This window comes from Acinetobacter sp. XS-4 (assembly GCF_023920705.1).
GTDB lineage: Bacteria > Pseudomonadota > Gammaproteobacteria > Pseudomonadales > Moraxellaceae > Acinetobacter.
In genome coordinates, this window is sequence record NZ_CP094657.1 from 1322463 (window position 1) to 1344588 (window position 22126).

Sequence of the window (22126 nt, forward strand, 5' to 3'; positions counted from 1 at the left end):
AGGACGGGAGAGGGACACTTTCGGGTGTGCTGGCGTCTAACCAGTCTGTCAACCTTCTCTCGTTCTGCCACCATAATTATTTGACAGTAATTCGGTAGAACTTCTTTAGACATGAGGAGTCCTCTATGCGTACTATTTCTTTTTATTTTTTTGCCTTTGCCAAGCTCTCTCTATCCATACCGCTCAACTGGTCTTTAAAACGGTTTAAACATTTATCGGTTTAGCCTTTAGATCATTACGACTAAAAAATCATATCAACAATAAAGCTTGAGATAGGCTCTGGCACGGCTTTGTGTGCCTAAGTTGTCCGTTTTTATCGCTCATTTTAAGAGTGACGGCCTTTCTATCTCTTTTATATACAAAAAAAATATCTTTGAGCAGAATATTTATGCCAAATTTAGAACATTCATTTAGAGCATTAAGAGTGCTCCACGCGGCAAAAGATCTATTTAATCAACATGGCTTTCATAATGTCGGTGTCGACCGAATTATTGCTGAAGCCAGAATTTCCAAATCCACTTTTTATAATGATTTTCACTCCAAAGAAAAGCTCATCGAGATGTGTCTGACTTTTCAAAAAGATGCATTAAAAGACGAGGTGTTTTCAATTATCCATTCTTATCGTGAACTCATGTTGTTTGATAAGCTCAAGAAAATTTTCTATTTACATGCAGATGTAGAGGGCTTTTACCATTTGCTATTTAAAGCCATTTTTGAAATTGAAAAGCTTTATCCAACAGCCTACAAGGTCGTGATTGACTATCGAAATTGGCTCATTAATGAAATTTATAAACTACTTTTAACGTTAAAAGTTACGGCTTCAATTGAAGATGCACACCTGTTTTTATTTGTGATTGATGGCGCTATAGTCCAACTTTTAGGGGAAAATCAGGTAGATGATCGAGATAGATTACTAAATTATTTTTTAACTATGATTCATTAAGAGTTAGCAAAAAAAGCTCCTTTTAAGAAAGGAGTTTCTTATATCGTTTTCTGTTATTTCTATAATTTAATAAAGTAAACCGTAAAGTCGGTATTCAATTTTCTCTTGAAGAAATGAGATTAGTTTGGCACATTGCTTAGAAGTAGAATTCTACGCAAGCGTTGTAGCAAGCAGTGACTGATACAGTAAAACTATAAATTTCAGAGTATAACTATGAAGCTTAAAGAATTAGCAGGTTGTGAGGAGTGCGATACTGTCTATCGTAGAACCCCACTTGCTTATGGAAAAAGAGCTTATTGCTTATGCTGCGGTGCTGAACTCTATCGGCACACCAAACCTTTTTCAACACTGTTAGCTTTAATTTTAACTGCCTTAATTGTATTTATTCTTGCCAATAGCTTTCCGATTGTAAAAATTGAATTACAGGGAAACACATCTGAAACCACCTTACTTGGTGCAGTCTGGGTGATGTTTCATTATGATCGGGCTTTCGTTGGCGTACTCATTTTAATCACTACTTTTATTGTGCCGCTTACCTATCTTTTATTACTGTCCTATGTGCTGGGTACAGTGAGTGTGTTGAAGAAACGGCCAACGTTTTTGGTGATTGCCTTACGCACACTTTTTTTTATGAGAGTGTGGGGAATGGTTGAGGTGTTTTTAATCGGAATTTTGGTCACACTTGTAAAGTTAATGGGAATGGTCTTGGTGATTCCCGAAATTGCATTATGGGCGTTTGCGATCTTAAGCATATTGTTGGTCTATATTACTTCCATAAAGGTAAGTGATATATGGAATGAAATTGATAGGTCACTGCCATGAAAATGATAAAAAAAGTGACCCAAACAAAAAGCTCGCAGCACGAGTTGGACCTTAAGCAATATCCAAGAGCCAAAGATCTTTCATTAATAGTGTGTCACTGCTGTGGTGTTGTAAATTCTGCTCAAAATGATAAAAGACGACTCAACCAAAGCCATCAAGTTTTACGTTGTATTCGATGTAATAGCGTACTGCATTCACGTAAACCAGCGAGTTTAAATCGAACTTTTGCCTTAGTGGTGGCTGCGACCATTCTCTATATTCCGGCCAATGTACTTCCCATGACGGTTACTGACTCACTTTTGGGTAGTCAACAAGATACCATCATGAGTGGGGTCATTTACTTTTGGCAAAGCGGAGACTATCTGGTTTCAGTGGTTATTTTCATGGCCAGTATTTTTATTCCCATGTTGAAGCTGCTGATTTTGTATTTTTTATTAGTGGCGGTATATCTTCAACAATCGGCAGGTTGGAATTTTTTACCTGAGCAATGCGTTAAGTTATATCGAATTGTTGAGTTTATTGGCCGTTGGTCAATGATTGATGTATTTGTAGTCGCACTTTTAACAGCACTCATTCAGATTCAATCGCTTGCTACGATTTTAGCAGGGCCGGGTTCGATTGCTTTTGGTGCGGTTGTGGTGTTAACCATGTTTGCATCGTTAAGTTTTGACCCACGTATTATTTGGGATAACTTCTACGCATCTCAAAATACCAATAAACCTTCTTCTTTTGCTTCAGAAAAACCAAAGATTATTCAGGCAGAACATCCGCCGTTGAATAATGATTCTATTAATCCCAGTCAATAAAAGAACAATGAGTATGTCTGAAAATGAAATAACCACTGGTAACTCAGATCATCGTGATCCGGATGTTGAACTGGATAACATGAATGATTTGCCAGAACCCCAAGAAAAGAAAAGTCGATGGAAGCCTTTATTAATCTGGCTCATTCCATTAATTGCTCTTTTAATCGCGCTTTCGTTGGCGATAAAGGCGTTACTGTCTCATGGCCCTAGCATTGATGTGTCTTTTCGCACAGCTGAAGGGTTAGTTGCCGGTAAAACAACAGTCCGTTATAAGCAGGTGGATATTGGTGTAGTACGGCAAATTGATCTTTCAGATGACCGTTCACACGTTATTGCTAGAATTGATTTGCGCAAAGGTGCAAGTAACTTTGCAGCAAAAGATTCGCGATTTTGGGTTGTTCGACCGCGTATTGGGACGAGTGGAGTTTCAGGAATAGACACCTTATTGTCAGGTTCATATATTGAAGTGGATGGCGGAAAGTCAGAAGAAGATAAGTTCGAATTTACTGGATTAGAAGTGCCACCAGTCATTTCTTCTGATGTTCCCGGAAAAGTATTTTTCTTAAATGCAGATGATTTGGGGTCTTTAGATGTCGGTTCTCCAATTTATTATCGTCGAATTAATGTGGGGCAGATTACAGCCTATAAATTATCTGATGATGGTAAAACCGTAGAACTGCAAACTTTTATCCGTGCGCCGTATGACAAGTTTGTAACCACCGATGCACGTTTTTGGCAGGCGAGCGGGATCGATGTGACCTTAAATGCTTCGGGCTTTAATTTAGATACTCAATCTCTGGCAAGTATTGTCGCAGGGGGGATTGCGTTTGGATTCCCTGAAAGCTCGCATGCTACGATGGCAGCAAATCAGAGTCGCTTTAATCTTTGGGACTCAAAATCTGAGGCATTAAAAGAACCAGATGGTCAACCTCGCGGCGTGATTATGTATTTTGATCATTCATTGCGTGGACTATCTGTTGGCGCACCAATTGATTTCATGGGCATTGAAATTGGTAATGTTAAATCAATTAATGCAGAGTTTTATAACAACTATAAGCAGATGCGTATGCGTGTTGAGGCAGTTATCTATCCTTCACGTGTTGAAAATGGTCAGGCGCTTAATCCAAATAGTGAAATTTTCAAAGATTTTGTTGAACATGGATGGCGTGCTCAAATGAGAACAGGCAACCTACTCACGGGTCAAAACTATATTGCACTAGATAAGTTCCCTAAAGCTAAACCAGCGACATTACAAATTTTGAGTGATGACCGTGTGGTGATTCCGACTACACCAACTGAACTGAGTGGTTTACAAGCTCAAGTTTCTCAGATTGCTGATAAGTTAACGAAATTCCCGTTAGTTGAGATTGGGCAAGATGTGCGTAAAACGCTCAATAATATGAACACCGCAATTGCGTCTACCGACAAACTGGTTAAACAATTAGATGGGAAAGTTGCACCAGGTTTACAAGCAACCTTAGACGATGTTCGTAAAACTGTAAGATCATCTGAGTCTATTTTGTCGAGCGATGCGCCGTTACAACAAGACGTACGCAAAGCATTGCAGCAAATGACACGTGCGGCAGCGTCATTACAATTAATGTCAGACTATATTGAACAACATCCTGAATCAATTATTCGTGGTAAGACACCAGAGGCCGATGATGAAAAATAAAAACACTCTATCTTTTCAACATCCTAAAGCAGCCAAATGGCTGCTTGGGAGCGGTCTGCTTTTAACGGCAGTTGCCATGACAGCATGTTCGAGTTCGCCAACGCCAAACTATTATACGATTTCTCCTAAAATCACTGCGGCTACCAAATCAACTGTGCAAGTGATTGAAGTATTACCAGTCGGGATTCCAGACCGATTAGACCGCGCGCCTTTGGTGTTACAAGACAGTAGTGGTAAATCTACGGTGTTAAATAATGAGCGCTGGACATCGACTATGGGTACACAATTACGCGATACCTTGTCGGCGGGTTTACAGCAAAAATTAGGTGCAATTGACAGTTATAGCAGTGGGCTTGCTGGAAATAATCAACCGTTATATCGAGTTTCTACAGATTTTTCTCATTTTGATATTGTAGATAAAAGCTATATTAATATTGCGGTGTCTTGGGTGGTGAAACGCCAAATACCGCCTAGTCAATTAGAGTCAAATAATGCAAAAGTCATTACGAATGCAGGATCTCAGCTCAATTGTAGAATTGCTTTTCAGCAGCCGATTGATCAAAAAGCTAAAAAGATGGATGCGATTGTGAGTGCTTCAAGTGAGGCAATGACCCAAATCATTAATACGGTTTCTTCTTCAATTGTGGCACTAGATTCAAATAAAAAATCGGTTATTAGCAATGGTGTTTGTTCGTAGTAATTAACGAATTATCTGTAATTATTTTTTGTTCTATGCCTAATTTAAAGCTCCTTATAGTTAAGGGGCTTTTTTTGCATTTAAACAGGCTTTAGTTGCTATATAAATTTAATAAAGCAATTTTATTCTAGCTACACTTTACCCATAAGAGATATAGATAAGTTTTGCATAAATAGAAGGATTCAATAATGAAAACAATCGGCTTATTAGGTGGAATGAGTTGGGAGTCTACAGCCCTTTATTATCAACAAATCAATAAAATGGTTCATCATAAATTAGGAAAATTGCATTCTGCTAAGGTCATTATTAATAGTGTCGATTTTGAAGAAATAGCAGCCTTGCAAGCGAAGGGTTTGTGGCAAGAGGCTGGCGCATATTTAGCTGAGCAAGCACAAAATTTAGAAAAAGCAGGGGCAGATTGTATTTTGTTGTGTACCAACACCATGCACAAAGTTGCTGCACAGATTGAAGATTCAATTACCGTTCCTTTCTTACACATCGCTGATGCAACGGCAAAAGAAATTTTGAGTCAAAACATTGGTAAAGTTGCACTGTTAGGGACAGCTTTTACAATGGAGCAAGATTTTTATAAAGCCCGATTACAAGATTATGGAATTGATGTCGTTATTCCAAATGAAGCCGACCGAAAGATAGTTCATAGCATCATTTATGAAGAACTTTGTTTAGGTGTGATTAACCCAGATTCCCAAAAAAAGTACATCACTATTGTTGAGACGCTCATTGCTGAAGGTGCCCAAGGTATTATCTTGGGTTGTACTGAAATTTGTATGTTGATTGGTGAGCTTAAATTCTCGGTTCCTTTATTTGATACGACCGCCATTCATGCAAAAGAAGCGGTCAGTTTTAGCTTAAATGAAAATAAAAACTCTGATAGAGCCAATCTACATAAGTCTGCTGCAATTGCTGGGAGTATTCTTTAGCAATATTTGGAATATCCTTTGTCATTAAACGTTAAGCTCGTGTCGTCAAATGTAAAGTGGCCCATATCCTAACTGTTGTAATTTTGGTTATTGCTTTTATAGGCACTCAATAAAAAACCAAAATATGGAATAGGACATGACCTTGACGAAAGCTATACGTTTCTATGGAACAGGAACACCTGAAGTAATGCGCTATGAAGACGTAGAAGTAGGAGACCCAAAAGCAGGGGAAGTACGCCTACGTCATGTGGCAGTCGGTCTAAATTATGCCGATACATATTTTCGTAATGGAACCTATCAAATTCCAATGCCTAATGGCATGGGCGTAGAGGCTTCAGGTGTAGTTGAAGCATTAGGTGAAGGAGTCACTCAGCTCAAAGTCGGTGATCGAGTTACTTATACAGGTTTTTTAAATACTTTAGGTGCATATAGCACCCACCGTCTAATTCCAGCAAATGCTTTAATTAAATTACCCGAAGAAATTTCTTGTGAAACAGCAGCAGCCATGACCATGCGAGGGTTGACCGCTGCTTATTTAATGCGCCGTATTTATGACTTTACAGCGGGCGATTCAATTTTATTACATGCAGCTGCAGGTGGTGTTGGGTTAATTGTTTCTCAGTGGGCCAAATTACTAGGTTTGACCGTTATTGGTACAACATCCTCAGAAGAAAAGGCTGCCGTAGCGCGAGCTCATGGTTGTGATCATGTCATTAACTACAGCCATGAAAATGTTGCCGAACGTGTACGTGAGTTAACAGGCGGCGTTGGTGTAAATGTTGTTTTCGATAGTGTTGGTCAAGCGACCTTCATGAGTTCATTAGATTCCCTAAAACGCCGTGGTTTGTTGGTCTGCGTAGGAACTGCATCGGGCCCAATCCCTGCTTTTGATCCAGTATTACTTGCCGTGAAAGGTTCACTGTTTGTCACACGTCCAGCTTTGGCAGACTACATTGCAGATCCTGTCGAGAAGAAAGAACTGGCAAATGAATTATTTGATCATGTTCGACATGGACGAATCAAAATTGAAATTAATCAGCGCTATGAGTTAAAGGATGCCGTGCAAGCTCATCGTGATTTGGAAGCACGTAAAACAATAGGCTCATCAATCTTTGTAATTTGAAGGGATTTCTTATGCAAATTGAACAGTTAACTTGCAATATTGGTGCAGAGCTTAGTGGAGTAAAGCTCGCTGATGCGATTTATGATGATGGTTTATTTTCTGAAATTCGTACAGAACTGCTTAAACACCGTGTGTTGTTCTTGCGAGATCAGCATTTAACCCGTCAGGATCATGTCGCATTTGCTGAAAAATTTGGACAGCTCGAAGATCATCCCGCAGTAGGCAGTCATCCTGATCATCCAGGTTTAGTCCAGATTTATAAAAACCCTGAAAGCCCCGTCGATCGTTATGAAAATGCTTGGCACAGTGATGCGAGTTGGCGCAAGGTTCCACCGATGGGATGTGTGTTGCATTGTGTTGAATGCCCACCAGTAGGTGGCGATACTATGTGGACCAATATGGTCATGGCCTATGAGTCTTTACCTAACGATATTAAGGATAAGATTGCTGACTTACGTGCTTATCACAGCATAGAAGCGAGTTTTGGGGCGGCAATGCCACCTGAAAAGCGCTTAGACTTAAAAGCAAAGTTCCCCGATGCTGAGCACCCAGTGGTACGTACTCATCCTGAAACAGGCGAAAAAGTTTTATATGTAAACGCGTTTACGACCCACTTCAGTAACTATCACACCAAAGAGCGAGTCAGATTTGGACAAGATGCCAATCCGGGCGCAGCCGAACTATTACGTTACTTAATTTCTCAAGCCTATATTCCTGAGTTTCAAGTGCGTTGGCGCTGGAAGCCTAACAGCATTGCGATCTGGGATAACCGCAGTACACAACATTATGCAGTCATGGATTATCCACCTTGCCACCGAAAAATGGAACGGGCCGGCATTATTGGTGATGCAACCTATTAAATCTATAGGCTAAATAATTTTATCTAATTGAAAATTCTAAAAAATATATGGAGATGCGCATGCAATTCTTTGACGACTCATTGCACCCGGAAAATATGGAAAAAGTGGTAATCACTGTTGCGCCGTATGGACCCGAATGGATGCCGGAAGACTTTCCAGAAGATATTCCAGTGACCATGGATGAGCAAATACAAAAAGCGGTTGAGTGCTATGAAGCAGGCGCGACGGTGCTGCATTTACATGTCCGTGAGCTTGATGGGAAAGGCTCTAAACGCTTGTCAAAATTTAATGAGCTTATTGCAGGTGTTCGTGAAGCTGTGCCTGACATGATTATTCAGGTGGGTGGTTCGATTTCATTTGCACCAGAGAGTGAAGGTGAAGCGGCTTTATGGCTAAGTGATGACACCCGACATATGTTGGCTGAACTCACACCAAAGCCCGATCAGGTCACTGTGGCAATTAACACCACACAAATGAATATTATGGAATTGCTCTATCCTGAATATTTAGAAGGGACTTCATTGGCACATCCAGCGACTCAGGCAGCATATGCAGAGATGACTGTGCCAGCAGGGCCTGCATGGGTTACCGAACATATTAAACGTTTATGCAAAAACAATATTCAACCGCACTTTCAGTTAACGGGTATGCACGGACTTGAAACCCTAGAACGTATGGTACGTAAAGGTTTGTATATGGGGCCTTTAAACTTAACTTGGATTGGAATTGGTGGCGGTTTTGATGGTCCAAACCCATTTAATTTCTTTAATTTTATTCATCGCGTACCCGATGGATGTACTTTGACATCTGAGTCTCTGCTCAAAAATGTATTGCCTTTTAACACCATGTCGATGGCAATGGGTTTACATGCTCGTGTGGGTAACGAAGACACGATTATTGATCATCACGGACGCCGTTTTTCATCTGTAGAGCAAATTAAGCAAACCGTTCGGATTGCCCATGAATTAGGCCGTGAAATTGCCTCAGGAAAAGAAGCCCGTGAAATTTATCGTATTGGGGTGCAATACAACAGTATTGAAGAAACTCTAATCGCAAATGGTATGGCACCCAACCGTAAAGCAGGACAAAAGGGCGTGCCACAGCGTAACTAATGTGACAAGGTCTAACGGAATGTAGACCTCAATTGTAGTGCAGTTTATTCGCTTTAATTTTAAAAGTGCGTTGCTGCACTAGCTAAATAGAAATTATAAAAAATACAAGGAGGTCGTATGAATGCACATCAGTATTCAGATCAGATGAGCGATGTTGATACGTCAATCAGTATACCTCGTCGTTATGCATGGCTTGTTTTTGCTTTGACATTTGGTTTGCTCATTTCAGATTACATGTCCAGACAAGTCTTAAACGCAGTCTTTCCTTTACTTAAAAATGAGTGGTTGCTCAGCGATAGCCAGTTAGGTTTGCTCAGTGGCATTGTCGCGTTAATGGTGGGTTTATTGACTCTGCCGTTGTCTTTAATGGCAGACCGTTTTGGGCGAGTTAAAAGCTTGGCCATTATGGCTGCATTATGGAGTTTGGCGACTCTAGGATGTGCACTTGCTGAAAACTACGAGCAAATGTTTATTGCTCGTTTTATGGTTGGTGTGGGTGAAGCTGCTTATGGCAGCGTTGGAATCGCGGTGGTTGTGGCTGTTTTTCCGAGGGAGATGCGTGCAACACTCGCCAGTGCTTTTATGGCGGGCGGCGTATTTGGTTCATTTTTGGGTGTGGCTTTAGGTGGTGTACTTGCACAGCACTTCGGTTGGCGTTGGGCTTTTGGAGGCATTGCTTTATTTGGTCTTGTTTTGGCTTTTCTATATCCAATTTTAGTGAAAGAAAACAGAATAAACGCAGTACCTCAAAATAAAATTCGTAGTAAAACCCAGCACATTAAAAGCCCTTTAAAAACTTTATATTCAAGTCGTTCAATCATTGCCACTTACATTGGTAGTGGTCTGCAACTATTTGTTGGTGGCACAGTAATTGTCTGGATGCCGAGTTATCTCAATCGCTATTACGGCATGAGTACCGACAAAGCAGGTGTGATGGCAGCGGTCATTTTGCTATGTAGTGCAGTAGGCACAATCTTATGCGGCATGTTGTGTGATTATTTGGGCCGTAACTGTCCAGATCGTAAGGTCAGTTTAGCAATTACATACTGCCTGCTCGGTTGTGTTCTTTTATTCATTGCTTTTGCTGTGCCTGCGGGACGTAACCAATTACTTCTCATTTGTCTCGGAATGTTTATTGCCCTAGGAACTAATGGGCCATCTAGCGCCATGGTGGCCAATCTTACACATAACTCAGTTCATGGCTCTGCATTTGCAACGCTTACTTTGGCTAACAATTTTCTTGGTTTAGCTCTTGGTCCTTTAGTCGTTGGCAAAGTGTCTGATGTGATTGGATTACACAGTGCATTTCAACTGATGCCATTGGTCAGTATTGCAGCCGCAGCCGTATTTTTTTATGCCAAACGCCATTATCACAAAGATATCGCACGCTTTGAGCAGCAAGGAATAACTGAGCTTAAAAATCATTCAGGTAACCAAATACAAAAATGCGGGATGAATAACAAATGATGATTCGGCAATTACACATTGATGTTTTTTTTGACTTTATTTGTCCTTGGTGTTTGATCGGAAAACGTCAGTTACTGATCGCTATAAATAGGTTTTATCAGCTTCACCCCAAAGTCAAAGTTGTCGTGCACTGGCGAGGTGTTCAGCTCATACCAGATTTAGCTGCTGAAGGCGTACCTTTTCAAACATTTTATTTGAAACGATTAGGTAGCTTGACTGCAGTTCGTATGAGACAAGAACAAGTCAATAAAGCTGCAAATAAAGTTGGGCTCAAGATCGATTTTGAGCAAATTAAACGGATGCCAAATACGGCCAAAGCTCATCGCTTATTTGTTAAAGCTTTAAAAATAGGAACTCCTGAGCAGTGCAATGCGTTGTTAGAACAACTCTTTGCTGCATATTTTTATGATGGGCTAGACATCGGAAATACCACCACTTTATACAAAATCGCGAAACGTTGTGGCTTCTCACCTGAGCTTATTAAAGATTTACTTATTCAAGATCATCAAGATTTTATCTCTGCAAGTACAGGAGGTAATGGCGTGCCTTACTTTATTTTTGATCGGGCTTCTGCCTTAGTTGGCGCGCAATCAGCAGATGCACTTTATCAAGCGATGCAAGAGGCAATGGTGGCACAAGGAGAATTGATATGATCAACCGATTTGAAGTGCCATTTGAGAAAATACCGAATTCAGGTGAGCGGGCTTTTTTAAAAATTGGAGATAAAACTCTCGCACTATTTAACGTTGCGACTCAGTTTTATGCAATCGATGACAGTTGTCCTCATCAGGGCGCATCGCTATTTAGTGGACGTCTAGAAGGACAAGTGATTCAGTGCTGTGCCCATGGTCTACGCTTTGATTTAACAAATGGCTGTTTAGTTAATTCTGCTCAGCTCAGAGTTGCAACCTATCCCGTAGAAGTGATCGAGGACAAGGTATTTATTGTGATGGGTTGTGGGGAAAATCATGAGTAGTTTAGTTTTGAAAAATTTTCCCCAGCGTACAAGAGAATTAGCACCAGGCTTTGTGGTCAGTTCGGTCGTTGCTGCGGCTGCCTGTTTTTTATCAGAGCACTATGGCGCACCAGTCATGCTATTTGCACTATTACTCGGCATGAGCGTGAATTTTTTAGCAGCTGAAAGTAAATGCAAAGCGGGGATCGAATTTACCGCACGTAGTGTGCTCAGAATGGGTATTGCCTTACTCGGCATGCGTATTACTTTGGGGCAAATTACTGCACTAGGTTGGCAGCCTGTTGCGCTAGTTGTCACTTTGGTTATTGTGACAATCGCCGTTTCTGTTATTGCCGCTAAAATCTTAGGCTTCCAAAAACTATTTGGCATGTTAACTGGTGGATCCACGGCAATCTGCGGTGCCTCTGCTGCACTGGCACTATCCGCTGCTTTTCCAAATCATCCGCAAAAAGAAAAAGCGACTTTGTTTACCGTAATTGGCGTGTCGGCACTTTCAACATTTGCAATGATTGTCTATCCGATGATTGCGAAGTGGTTGGAGTTATCGCCACAAGCGGCTGGTGTGTTTCTTGGTGCTACGATTCACGATGTGGCGCAAGTGGTCGGCGCTGGTTATAGCATGTCTACTGAAACGGGTGATATTGCCACTGTTGTTAAACTCATGCGTGTGGCAATGTTACTTCCAGTGATTGTTTGTGCAGCCATGATTACCCGCATGCAAGGAGCAGATTCAACTGGGGAGCGGCCACCATTACTGCCTTGGTTTGCTGTTGGCTTTCTACTACTCGCTTGTATTAACAGTACAGGATGGGTACCAACGATGGTTCAAAATGGAATTAATGACTTATCACGTTGGTTTTTAGTCATCGCAATTAGTGCTTTAGGGATGAAAACTCAGTTAAAAGAGTTAGCGTCTGTCGGCATTAAACCGATTCTTTTAATGATCGGCGAAAGCATCTTTTTAGTGGCATTAGTCCTCGCACTCATGCATTTCTGGTTTTAGTTTTAATACATTAAATTTTCTAAGGAAGTTTTGGGAGAATGATTCACCAGAGCTTCCTTACATTTTAAGTAATTTCATTTGGCTTAAAAAAAGAGAAGTTAATTGAGTAGGATTTTGTTGTGATTACGCCACATATTTGGTGACATACCAAATTGGCTAATGAACCAACGAGTAAAAGAACTCGGCATCGAGTAACCTAAAATATCCGATACTTGAGCGAGCGAATAATTTAGATTTTTTAAATAGCGAAATACGAGGTCTTTGCGTACTTCATTCATTAGATCACTAAAACTCGTCTGAGCTTCTTCTAAACGACGTTGCAAGGTCCGAACATGAATACCATGGGTTTGAGCGACTTGATCAATCGTAGCGCGACCCATTGGCAAAAGAAGATAAATACTTTTACGAATATCAAAAATCATGGTCGATTCATTGCTATTTTGCAAAATATCTAAATAACGCTGCGCATGGTTGGCCATAGCCAGATTTGCTTGAGGGTTTGTTGTATTAAGTTCGGCCGCCGTACAAACAATACCATTAAAGTCACTACCAAACTCTAGCGCACAGCCAAAAATCCGCCGATGCAGAGTTAAATCACTGGGTGGGTTATGAGTGAAGTGTACACTTAATGGTCGCCATTTTTGCATCAGTAACGCTGCACAAAAACGATGGGTAATTCCTAAAGCAAGTTCAGTGGCTTGACGACTATATCCGCAAGTTGTGGTCACAACTTCTTCTCGAATAACAACCGTATCCTCAATTTCTTCAATATATATTTCAAGTGAGTTGTTGAGTAAATTTCTATATCTAACAATAGTTTGTAAGGCATCTCTCAATGTGTGTTGATAATTCAATAAAAGGCTAATTTCACCAAAATCCGCGATTTCGCGCTGTTCTGCCATATGTAAACCAAATACATCGCAGCTACTCATTTGGGCTGAGTCTTCAAGCAAGGTAATAGCTTTATCGACGGGAATTCGCTGTTTAAGATCATTCAATTGATTTTGGCTAAGACCAACGCGTGATAATAAATGGTATGGATTAATAGCTAATTGCTGGGCAACAGCCAAATAATTTTTTAAAGAGGCGGTATGCGCAAGAGGGACCATTTTATTATCTCCTGTTCTTAATCAGCCATATTCCTTACAGCTCATATCTAGTTATAACCAAAATATTCACATTACAAAAGCTTTTATTTAAGAGCCTAATCGTGATGTCGAATCAATTTTAAACTTATTCTTTTGACTCACTTGTAATTACAAAAATATTTTAATTAATTTACGAAATTTTAAAAAGATGTGTCGTCAAATGAAAAGTCCATGACGTCTTATGTACACCACTAGCTAAAATGAGTCTTTATTGTGAATGGAGTTTTATAAAAATTCTTGTGCCTCCTAGATGGCAAAATTCGCAGGCGTCGAAATGGACAAAATACAAACCAAAGCAACAATTTTAATTATTCCGGGGTTACGCGATCATGTTCCCGAGCATTGGCAAACGATCTTAGAAACAAAGCTAGCAAAGGTTCGCTCTGTACCGCCGGTGCAAATCAATAAACTCAATTGTGAAAATAGAGTTGCTGCTATTCAGGCACAACTCGAACAAATACAAGGGCCTGTCATTTTGGTTGCACACAGCGCGGGTGTGCTGATGACACTACACTGGGCTGCAAAATACCAACGACCAATTCAGGGTGCTCTACTTGTGGCTCCACCTGACTTAAACGAAAGCTGGCCAGAAAATTATCCAAGCCCAACCGTACTTCATCAAGAAGGATGGAGTCCTTTACCAGATCAAGAACTACCATTTCCCAGCATTTTGGTTGCAAGCACCAATGACCATTTAGCTCGTTATGAAGCTGTAAGTGAAATGGCAGAAAAGTGGGGGAGTCAACTCGTAAATTTAGGTGAAGTGGGACATTTAAACCCCGCATCTGGCTTTGGCTATTGGCCTTTAGCTGAACAATTCATTCAACAGTTAGATCAGGTTGAACAACCAGCCTAGTGCAAAAAAATACTTGCTTATGTAAACCATTTAAAGCCAATGGATGGCTTTGAGTAATAAGCAATAAATAAGAAAAATCATATTTATAGGGAGATAATATGATGGGTCATTACGTCTATTTAAATCAAAGAAATAATCACGTTTTATATATTCAAAAAATAGGTGTTTCATTAAGTCTGATTTTTTTCATGTCTAAAGTGAACGCAGCCAGTTTTGATATTGATAAAGACTGGAAGTTCGAGACAAAAACGACATTAAGCCTAGGTGCCAGTTGGAGTACACAAGACCCATCCGTTTCATTACTTTACCGTCCCGACGCAAACAAAATAGGTAAACAAGGCGCTAGCATTGATGTGAATGGTGATGATGGGCGAATGAATTTTAGTAAATATGACACCATCTCACAGATCATCAGAGGCATAACTGAAGTTAAGCTAAATGGAAAACAGCAGGGTGCGGTTATTAGCACTAAATATTGGTATGACCATGCCTATGAGACAGGACAAGGAGACTTTAAACCCTTTAATGATTCAGCGTGGCCAAGGCTCGCAAAGTTCAAAGGTATTGATTTATGGAATGCCTATATATGGAAAGATTTTGAACTGGATGGTGAAAAAAACATTAATTTAAAATTAGGTAAACAGACATTAAATTGGGGGAAATCTCAGTTTTTCCAAAACGGGTTAAATTCGGTAAGTGCATTTGATTTTGCCGCAATCAACCGACCAGGTGGTGATGCAAAAGAAAGAATCATTCCAACCGAAATGTTTTCATTCGACACAAGCATTAATAAAAATTTGAAAATAGAAGGGTTCTATCAATTTAAATTTAGACCTTCAGTTGTTGATGGTAACGGAATTTTCTTTGAGATTTCAGACTTTGTGCCCGAAAATGCAGGTCCAGTTCTGATTGCTGGAGGTGGAGATAAATTATCAGATACCGCAATTCGTTTACGTACCTATATTCCGCGTGCAGAAAGTAGAAAAGCAAAGGATAATGGCCAATATGGTATTGCTTTAAAACAGACATTACCAAGTTTAAATAATGCTGAGTTAGGTATTTACTATGCGAACTACCATAGTCGCAATGCAAACTTTGATGGAACGGCTGTAACAGCAACAGGACCCGAACATTTTAATACCGCCAGTTATTTTTCGATCTATCCTGAAAATATCAAAATGTTTGGATTAAGTCTGACTGGGAAAGTTGGAACAACAACCGTTTTTAGTGAATTAACCCACAAACCTAATCAACCTTTACAACTAAACGGTACAGACATTGTCTATGCTCAAGTGCTATCGGAAGGAACACCATTTGCACCGCCGGGAAAAACTGTTGAATTAGGTCAATATATTCAAGGATATGTACGCTTACCCGTAACACAATTTTCGGTTGGAGCAACTGACAGCATATTCAATGTTTGGGGCGCGAATTCACTGACATGGTCTACAGAGTTTGCCTTAAACCATATTGCAGATATTGGTAATCATCGGATTGGTCGGACAGGCGCATTTGGCCGTAGTGAGCTGTCAACAGGGGCTTATAATCCTGAAACAGGCGACTTTAAATGTACGCCGTATGGTACAGCTCATCTTACCAATGCAGAAATAGATAACTTGAATGAACGCTTTTGTAATAAAAATGGTTTTTTTAATGAATGGTCATTTGGCTACCGATTACGTGGCGCATTAAATTATCAAGATATTTTACCCTCTACTGTGATTACGCCAAGTCTTAGTTTTAGACATGATGTTTATGGATATAGCCAAAACTTTCAAGAAGGGCAAATGAGTGTAAGTGCAGCGTTATCTATGACTTATCAGCAAAAATATACAACAGAGATTGCCTATAATAACTTTTTTGGTTCTAATGAATTTAGCACGATAGATGATCGAGATTTTTTATCATTAACATTTAAAGCTAATTTTTAGTTCAATTATTTTATAAAAAATATAGAAAGACTCGTTATAAATGAGATTTAGACGTGGAGGATAACTTTTGAAATTTAGATCAAAAATTGATTGGTGGCTTTTATTAATATTCGTTGTTATCACTGCCAATATTCTTATGAAAATTTATGAAGCAAATCATCATTATTCTTTAGCTTCAAATTTTCCACATCTCGTCATTTATAGTTTAATCATTTTTCTTATTTGGCTCCCCATCTTTAATACTTATTATGTGGTAGAAAACAACACCTTAATGATTAAGAGTTTGGTATTCCGATGGAAAATTAATATTGATGATATTACCCAAATAGAGCCTACTCATAATCCACTTTCATCTCCAGCACTCTCATTAGATCGACTCAAAATTTATTATATGAAAAATGGAGAAATTACTTCAGTGATGATTTCACCAAAAGATAAAGAACGTTTTTTTCAAGCCATAAACAAAAGACTCTATTAAAGTTGCTTGTTTAATTGCAAACATCAATTACGCTATTTCCATGACGACAAAAAATAAATGGAGATAACCCATGGCGACACGTTTTTTACTGCCAATTTTTGGCACTACGGTTTTAATTACATTAGCTGGTTGCGCTTCATCCTCTCAATATCCAATTACAGACAGTTATGGGCCAGAACCAAAACTTCCTGAACCTAAATCAAGCCTATTGCCGACCGTTAATATAGCCCCAGCAGAAGGCTGGCCGAGTGGGGTAATGCCAACTCCAGCAGAAGGTTTAAAGGTCAAAGCATTTGCTAAAGGACTTGAACATCCGCGTTGGCTCTATGTACTACCAAATGGTGATGTGTTGGTTGCTGAAACGGATGCCCCGCCTAAACCAGAAGACACCAAAGGCATTAAAGGTAAAATTATGTCTTTTGTGATGAGACGTGCAGGCTCATCTCATCCAAGTGCAAACCGTATTAGCTTACTTCGTGACACCAATGGAGATGGCGTCGCTGACCAGAAAAAGGTATTTCTTCAAAACTTAAATTCTCCATTTGGTATGGCATTGGTGGGTAATAACTTATATATCGCCAATACAGATGCATTGGTGCGTTTTCCTTATCAGGAAGGTGAAACTCAAATTACGGCCAGTGGAACTAAAGTGTTGGACTTACCGGGTGGTCCTTTAAATCACCATTGGACCAAAAATGTGATTGCTAACCCAGCAGGAACCAAGTTGTACATTACTGTTGGTTCTAACAGTAACGTTGCTGAAAATGGTCTAGATCAAGAAAAAGGTCGAGCACAAATTACAGAGTTTGATATCGCAAGCGGGAAGTCTCGTTCATTTGCAACGGGCCTACGCAATCCAAATGGTATGGCTTGGCAACCTCAAAATGGCAAACTCTGGACTGTGGTTAATGAGCGAGATGAAATTGGTAGTGACCTAGTACCTGATTATATGACGTCAGTTCAAGACGGAGCTTTTTATGGCTGGCCTTATAGTTACTATGGCCAACATGTTGATGTGCGAGTAAAACCACAAAATCCTGAAATGGTTGCTCGTGCAATTAAACCTGACTATGCACTAGGCAACCATACTGCTTCTTTAGGCCTCGCATTTTATGCAGCAGAACTCATGCCGCAGTTTAGAGGAGGGGCATTGATCGGTCAGCATGGTTCTTGGAACCGTAAGCCTCATAGTGGTTATAAAGTCATTTTTGTACCATTTAGAAGTGGTCAACCCTCTGGTCCACCGCAAGATATCTTGACGGGATTCCTCAGCGATAAAGGCAAAGCGTATGGCCGCCCTGTGGGTGTGGCAATTGATTTTTCAGGTGCCGTGTTAGTTGCAGATGATGTGGGTAATACGATTTGGCGCGTTTCGCCATTTGCAGAAACGACTTATGAAGCTCCAATGAAACGTGCTATTGGAACCCCGCCAGGTACACCATAAAGTGTTTTAACGATCATTTATTAGCATGGGCGGCCTTTAGTCTTTATAAGGGCTCGCCTAAGTGGCTATTATTTAATTTTTAAATAATTGAACGAAAAAAATACTAATTGGACTTTATAAGCCAACTTCTCAAAAATGAATATGTGAAAACGATAATGATGTTTAAGGAACAAACACATGAATACACATATTCGAATTGCTGTGGTCGGTGGTGGTATAGCTGGTCTAGCTTTAGCAAGTAATTTAAGTAAATACGCCCATTTAGATGTCCAAATGTTTGAATCTGCACCTCAGTTTTCTGAAATTGGGGCAGGGATTTCTTTTGGTGCCAATGCAGTCAAAGCGATTGAACTGTTAGGTTTAGCCAACGAATATCACGCAATTGCAGATAAGGTATCTGCACCATTTCAAGATGTTTGGTTTCAATGGCGCAATGGTTATACCGATGAATATTTATCTGCATCGATCGCGACAGGTGTAGGACAGTCATCTGTTCATCGTGCTGATTTTCTTGATGCCATTATTCCTCACATGCCTACGCAAAATGTTCACTTTTCTAAACGCCTTGAAGCGATTGAAGAAGAAAATGATCAGGTGATTTTGCATTTTAATGATGGTAGTCAGCATGAGTGCGATTATTTGATTGGGGCTGATGGTATCCGCTCTGTGGCTCGCCAATATGTTTTAGCTTCTCATCATTTACCACCAGTTGATCCACGTTTTTCAGGAACTTGGGCATATCGTGGCATTATTTCTCACACTTCATTTAAAGAAGCTTTGCAACAAGTAAATGGTGATACAGATTTAGCAGATATTCCCCAAATGTTATTGGGTAAAGATAAACATATTTTAACGTTCCCAATTCGTAAGGGGGAGCAAATTAATATCGTTGCTTTCTGCTCAAACCGCGAAGATACAGTACTATCAGCCGATACACCGTGGACTAAGCCTGTCGATAAAGCTCAAATGCTTTCCGATTTTTCAGACTGGAGTGAAAGCTGCCAAACATTACTCGGTTTAATTGAACAGCCTACCATTTGGGCCTTACATGAAATTGAAGAACTTTCGACTTATCAAAGTACCTCCGGTCATGTCATTGTCATGGGCGATGCTGCACATGCAATGTTACCTCATCAAGGTGCAGGAGCCGGTCAAGGTCTTGAAGATGCATTAATCCTTGCGGCCTTATTGTCGACAAAAAGCTTACAAGCAGATCAGTTAGCCGATGTGTCTTCAATATATGAAAAGCTCCGTTTAAAACGTGCTTGTCGCGTTCAGCAAACTTCTCGTGAGTCTGGCGAAATTTATGAGTGTTATTCAACTCAGTACCCAACGTTTGCCGAAATTGGCGAACATCTGGAGCATCGCTTTGATTGGTTATGGCAACACGATCTAGAACAGGATGTTGCAGAAGCACAGCAACAATTACACCTACTAGGAATGGCAACCATTTAAATAAATTTTTGTTTTACACACAATTTGCTAAGGAAAGCAATTATGGAAAAACTAAATGCAAATCAATTGATTGATAATGCAAGATTAACGCCATTACATTGGCGGGTGATCTTGCTGAGTGCGCTCATTATTATTTTTGATGGCTATGACTTAGTCATTTATGGTGTTGCATTGCCTAAGCTCATGCAACATTGGCAGTTAGATAGTATGACTGCTGGATTGCTGGGCAGTGTTGCATTATTTGGCATGATGTTTGGTGCCATGATTTTCGGTAGTTTGGCTGACAAATTAGAGTCCTATGGCTTTAGCCGTAAGCGTTTAATTATGTTGTGCGTCCTCATTTTTAGCGGTTTTACGGTGTTATGTGGTTTTGCTAATAGTCCTAAAGAGTTTGCCATTTATCGTTTTATTGCAGGTTTAGGTTTGGGCGGCGTAATGCCAAATGTCATTGCCATAATGACCGAGTTTGCCCCAAAGAAATTACGATCAACTTTGGTATCGCTCATGTTTAGCGGCTATGCGATTGGTGGCATGAGCTCAGCACTTTTAGGCATATGGTTGGTTCCTAAATTTGGTTGGCAAATCATGTTTATTTTGGCGGGTATTCCACTCATTTCATTACCTATTATTTGGAAATTTTTACCCGAATCAATTGATTATCTGGTTCGCCAAAAAAAATGGAATGAGGTGCGTGATTTACTTAAACAGTTAGCACCAGAACAAAACATAGCTGATCATACGAGCATCGTATTACATCAAGAAAATCAACAAACTGCGGCTCGGCCTTTGGTTGCTCTTTTTACCGAGAATCGTGCTTTAGTCACTGTGTTTTTCTGGCTGAGTGTATTTATGGCTTTACTGATGGTGTATGCGCTCGGTAACTGGATACCAAAACTCATGGTCGAAGCGGGATATGATTTATCAACCAGTTTGGTCTTTTTATTGGCGTTAAACTTAGGTGGGATGTTGGGTACAATCGGTGGTGGTTACTTTGCTGATCGTTTTCATTTAGGTAAAGTTATTTGTTCACTCTTCTTAGCGGGGGCAATTTCACTTTACTTGCTGAGCTATGCTTTACCTATGGTCATTTTATATCTCTGTATTGCAATTGCTGGAGCCGCGTCTATCGGTGGACAAATTTTATTGCTGGCTTATATGGCTCAGTTTTATCCTTCACCAATTCGCAGTACCGGCATTGGTATGGCTTTGGGTGTAGGCCGTATTGGGGCGATTTTAGGTCCGATTTTATGCGGCTGGCTTTTAAGTTTGCATCTACCCATTGAATATAATTTTATCGCGCTAGCCATTCCTTGTGTGCTGGCAACCTTAAGTGTTATTGCCATAAGTATTTGTAATCGAACCAAACGTGTAATGCTAAATTCAAGTATATCTTCATAAGAATTAAGCATTTTTATTCCTGTAAAAGGAACTAAACTCTAAGCAAAGAAGTTAAAGTCTTTGTTTAGAGTATTTAAAGGATCACAACCATGGATTTAGGTTTGATTAAAGTTTTTGTCTGCATTTATGAGTCTCGTCATATTAGTAAAGCTGCTGATAAATTAAATTTGAGTCAGCCTTCTGTGACTTATAATTTGAACCGTTTACGCCGTCAGTTAAATGACGAGTTGTTTACTCGAAGTCGAGGTGGGGTCGAGCCGACAAAAGTTGCACATGAGCTTTATCCAATTTTTCATCAAGCAATTTTTAATATTGAATCAGCGATTGCTCAAGCACAGGAATTTCATCCTGAAAACTCAAATAAAACTTTCCGAATTGGACTGTCCGACGCAGGGGAGATTTGTCTCTTGCCTAGTCTTATCGCTTTTTTGCAGAAAACAGCGCCCCATATTCAAATTGAGATTGAAGAGATTCAGTCGTCTAAGGTTGAACAGTGGCTTATTGATGGTTTTTTAGATCTAGCCGTATTTAATAGTACGCAGACCATAATGCCTAAAATAGAAACACGTACTTTATTTGAAGAAAGATATGTATGCATTGCTAGAGCTGACCACCCGAGGCTACAGCAGCAACTGACGTTAGAGCAATATTTGCAAGAAGATCATGTTGCCATCAAGTCATCGACAGGACATATCCAAGTTGAACAATATTTAAAAACAATGGATTTGAAGCGACGCATTCGTTTAGAAGTTCCACATTTTAGTGTTTTACAGGGTGTTTTGCAGAGTTCAGATATGTTGGTAACATTACCGTCGCGAGCAGCTCGGCATTATCTAGCGCATGGTAATGTCCAAATGTTTGAATTACCTTTTGCCATGGATTCTTTTAAAGTGAGCTTGAACTGGTTTAATCGCAGTGATGATATTATCGCCAGAAAATGGCTGATTCAATCTGTCGGTCAAATATTTGAAGTTTTATAAGAACTATTTAC

The 22126-nt window shown here is 39.9% G+C and carries 21 protein-coding genes; 20 read left to right on the forward strand and 1 reads right to left on the reverse strand.

Going from position 1 to position 22126, the window contains the following annotated elements; genetic code table 11:
- The first annotated feature begins 388 nt into the window (after positions 1 to 388).
- From MMY79_RS06180 to MMY79_RS06240, 13 genes are all read left to right on the forward strand, one after another.
- Complete coding sequence (locus MMY79_RS06180; protein WP_252612546.1) at positions 389 to 943, forward strand: TetR/AcrR family transcriptional regulator; 555 nt, start codon at positions 389 to 391, stop codon at positions 941 to 943.
- 213 nt (positions 944 to 1156) lie between these two features.
- Positions 1157 to 1765 (forward strand): paraquat-inducible protein A, encoded by a 609-nt coding sequence (locus MMY79_RS06185; protein WP_252612547.1) that lies wholly within the window; start codon positions 1157 to 1159, stop codon positions 1763 to 1765.
- Positions 1762 to 2571: a paraquat-inducible protein A gene (locus MMY79_RS06190; protein WP_252612548.1), complete on the forward strand. Its 810-nt coding sequence runs from the start codon at positions 1762 to 1764 to the stop codon at positions 2569 to 2571. The genes MMY79_RS06185 and MMY79_RS06190 overlap by 4 nt, the downstream gene beginning before the upstream one ends.
- Positions 2572 to 2578: 7 nt before the next feature.
- Positions 2579 to 4246, forward strand: coding sequence for an MlaD family protein (locus MMY79_RS06195; protein WP_252612549.1), 1668 nt, complete (start codon positions 2579 to 2581; stop codon positions 4244 to 4246).
- Positions 4236 to 4943: an ABC-type transport auxiliary lipoprotein family protein gene (locus MMY79_RS06200; protein ID WP_252613451.1), complete on the forward strand. Its 708-nt coding sequence runs from the start codon at positions 4236 to 4238 to the stop codon at positions 4941 to 4943. The genes MMY79_RS06195 and MMY79_RS06200 overlap by 11 nt, the downstream gene beginning before the upstream one ends.
- Positions 4944 to 5131: 188 nt before the next feature.
- Positions 5132 to 5884 (forward strand): aspartate/glutamate racemase family protein, encoded by a 753-nt coding sequence (locus tag MMY79_RS06205; RefSeq protein ID WP_252612550.1) that lies wholly within the window; start codon positions 5132 to 5134, stop codon positions 5882 to 5884.
- A 136-nt stretch (positions 5885 to 6020) separates the two neighbouring features.
- The gene (locus MMY79_RS06210; protein WP_252612551.1) at positions 6021 to 7007 is read left to right on the forward strand and encodes a quinone oxidoreductase; all 987 of its coding nucleotides are present in this window, start codon (positions 6021 to 6023) and stop codon (positions 7005 to 7007) included.
- Between the two features lie 11 nt (positions 7008 to 7018).
- Positions 7019 to 7867, forward strand: a complete 849-nt coding sequence (locus MMY79_RS06215) for a TauD/TfdA family dioxygenase (RefSeq protein WP_252612552.1) — start codon at positions 7019 to 7021, stop codon at positions 7865 to 7867.
- Between the two features lie 59 nt (positions 7868 to 7926).
- A complete protein-coding gene (locus MMY79_RS06220; protein ID WP_004791385.1) occupies positions 7927 to 8979 on the forward strand; it encodes a 3-keto-5-aminohexanoate cleavage protein in 1053 nt (350 codons plus the stop codon).
- A gap of 117 nt (positions 8980 to 9096) precedes the next feature.
- Positions 9097 to 10446, forward strand: coding sequence for an MFS transporter (locus tag MMY79_RS06225; RefSeq protein ID WP_252612553.1), 1350 nt, complete (start codon positions 9097 to 9099; stop codon positions 10444 to 10446).
- Positions 10443 to 11099 carry a DsbA family oxidoreductase gene (locus MMY79_RS06230; protein WP_252612554.1) on the forward strand — a complete coding sequence of 219 codons (657 nt, stop codon included), beginning with the start codon at positions 10443 to 10445 and terminating at the stop codon, positions 11097 to 11099. Before MMY79_RS06225 ends, MMY79_RS06230 begins: the two co-directional genes overlap by 4 nt.
- Before the next feature lie 14 nt (positions 11100 to 11113).
- Entirely contained in the window at positions 11114 to 11422 is a 309-nt protein-coding gene (locus MMY79_RS06235) for a Rieske 2Fe-2S domain-containing protein (RefSeq protein WP_252613453.1), read from the forward strand.
- Entirely contained in the window at positions 11415 to 12425 is a 1011-nt protein-coding gene (locus MMY79_RS06240; protein WP_252612555.1) for a putative sulfate exporter family transporter, read from the forward strand. Before MMY79_RS06235 ends, MMY79_RS06240 begins: the two co-directional genes overlap by 8 nt.
- A 98-nt stretch (positions 12426 to 12523) precedes the next feature.
- Here MMY79_RS06240 and MMY79_RS06245 read toward each other — a convergent pair whose 3' ends face one another.
- Positions 12524 to 13534, reverse strand: a complete 1011-nt coding sequence (locus MMY79_RS06245) for an AraC family transcriptional regulator (protein ID WP_252612556.1) — start codon at positions 13532 to 13534, stop codon at positions 12524 to 12526.
- A 289-nt stretch (positions 13535 to 13823) separates the two neighbouring features.
- On the opposite strand from MMY79_RS06245, the gene MMY79_RS06250 reads away from it, so the two are divergent.
- The 7 genes from MMY79_RS06250 to MMY79_RS06280 all read left to right on the forward strand — a co-directional run bounded on the left by MMY79_RS06250 (position 13824) and on the right by MMY79_RS06280 (position 22115).
- Positions 13824 to 14429, forward strand: a complete 606-nt coding sequence (locus MMY79_RS06250) for an alpha/beta hydrolase (RefSeq protein WP_252612557.1) — start codon at positions 13824 to 13826, stop codon at positions 14427 to 14429.
- Between the two features lie 101 nt (positions 14430 to 14530).
- Positions 14531 to 16360 (forward strand): DUF1302 domain-containing protein, encoded by a 1830-nt coding sequence (locus tag MMY79_RS06255; protein WP_252613455.1) that lies wholly within the window; start codon positions 14531 to 14533, stop codon positions 16358 to 16360.
- 67 nt (positions 16361 to 16427) lie between these two features.
- Positions 16428 to 16838: a PH domain-containing protein gene (locus MMY79_RS06260; RefSeq protein ID WP_252612558.1), complete on the forward strand. Its 411-nt coding sequence runs from the start codon at positions 16428 to 16430 to the stop codon at positions 16836 to 16838.
- Positions 16839 to 16908: 70 nt separating this feature from the next.
- Positions 16909 to 18282: a sorbosone dehydrogenase family protein gene (locus MMY79_RS06265; protein ID WP_252612559.1), complete on the forward strand. Its 1374-nt coding sequence runs from the start codon at positions 16909 to 16911 to the stop codon at positions 18280 to 18282.
- Positions 18283 to 18459: 177 nt separating this feature from the next.
- Entirely contained in the window at positions 18460 to 19737 is a 1278-nt protein-coding gene (gene salA / locus MMY79_RS06270) for a salicylate 1-monooxygenase (RefSeq protein WP_252612560.1), read from the forward strand.
- 42 nt (positions 19738 to 19779) lie between these two features.
- Positions 19780 to 21135: an MFS transporter gene (locus MMY79_RS06275; protein ID WP_252612561.1), complete on the forward strand. Its 1356-nt coding sequence runs from the start codon at positions 19780 to 19782 to the stop codon at positions 21133 to 21135.
- An 89-nt stretch (positions 21136 to 21224) separates the two neighbouring features.
- Positions 21225 to 22115 (forward strand): LysR family transcriptional regulator, encoded by an 891-nt coding sequence (locus MMY79_RS06280; protein WP_252612562.1) that lies wholly within the window; start codon positions 21225 to 21227, stop codon positions 22113 to 22115.
- Positions 22116 to 22126: the final 11 nt, after the last annotated feature.

Excerpts from the sequence above, each read along its gene's own strand:
- MMY79_RS06180 (WP_252612546.1), top strand. The coding sequence starts at position 389 with ATGCCAAATTTAGAACATTCATTTAGAGCATTAAGAGTGCTCCACGCG.
- MMY79_RS06185 (WP_252612547.1), top strand. The coding sequence starts at position 1,157 with ATGAAGCTTAAAGAATTAGCAGGTTGTGAGGAGTGCGATACTGTCTAT.
- MMY79_RS06190 (WP_252612548.1), top strand. The coding sequence starts at position 1,762 with ATGAAAATGATAAAAAAAGTGACCCAAACAAAAAGCTCGCAGCACGAG.
- MMY79_RS06195 (WP_252612549.1), top strand. The coding sequence starts at position 2,579 with ATGAGTATGTCTGAAAATGAAATAACCACTGGTAACTCAGATCATCGT.
- MMY79_RS06200 (WP_252613451.1), top strand. The coding sequence starts at position 4,236 with ATGAAAAATAAAAACACTCTATCTTTTCAACATCCTAAAGCAGCCAAA.
- MMY79_RS06205 (WP_252612550.1), top strand. The coding sequence starts at position 5,132 with ATGAAAACAATCGGCTTATTAGGTGGAATGAGTTGGGAGTCTACAGCC.
- MMY79_RS06210 (WP_252612551.1), top strand. The coding sequence starts at position 6,021 with ATGACCTTGACGAAAGCTATACGTTTCTATGGAACAGGAACACCTGAA.
- MMY79_RS06215 (WP_252612552.1), top strand. The coding sequence starts at position 7,019 with ATGCAAATTGAACAGTTAACTTGCAATATTGGTGCAGAGCTTAGTGGA.
- MMY79_RS06220 (WP_004791385.1), top strand. The coding sequence starts at position 7,927 with ATGCAATTCTTTGACGACTCATTGCACCCGGAAAATATGGAAAAAGTG.
- MMY79_RS06225 (WP_252612553.1), top strand. The coding sequence starts at position 9,097 with ATGAATGCACATCAGTATTCAGATCAGATGAGCGATGTTGATACGTCA.
- MMY79_RS06230 (WP_252612554.1), top strand. The coding sequence starts at position 10,443 with ATGATGATTCGGCAATTACACATTGATGTTTTTTTTGACTTTATTTGT.
- MMY79_RS06240 (WP_252612555.1), top strand. The coding sequence starts at position 11,415 with ATGAGTAGTTTAGTTTTGAAAAATTTTCCCCAGCGTACAAGAGAATTA.
- MMY79_RS06245 (WP_252612556.1), bottom strand. The coding sequence starts at position 13,534 with ATGGTCCCTCTTGCGCATACCGCCTCTTTAAAAAATTATTTGGCTGTT.
- MMY79_RS06250 (WP_252612557.1), top strand. The coding sequence starts at position 13,824 with ATGGCAAAATTCGCAGGCGTCGAAATGGACAAAATACAAACCAAAGCA.
- MMY79_RS06255 (WP_252613455.1), top strand. The coding sequence starts at position 14,531 with ATGGGTCATTACGTCTATTTAAATCAAAGAAATAATCACGTTTTATAT.
- MMY79_RS06265 (WP_252612559.1), top strand. The coding sequence starts at position 16,909 with ATGGCGACACGTTTTTTACTGCCAATTTTTGGCACTACGGTTTTAATT.
- salA (WP_252612560.1), top strand. The coding sequence starts at position 18,460 with ATGAATACACATATTCGAATTGCTGTGGTCGGTGGTGGTATAGCTGGT.
- MMY79_RS06275 (WP_252612561.1), top strand. The coding sequence starts at position 19,780 with ATGGAAAAACTAAATGCAAATCAATTGATTGATAATGCAAGATTAACG.
- MMY79_RS06280 (WP_252612562.1), top strand. The coding sequence starts at position 21,225 with ATGGATTTAGGTTTGATTAAAGTTTTTGTCTGCATTTATGAGTCTCGT.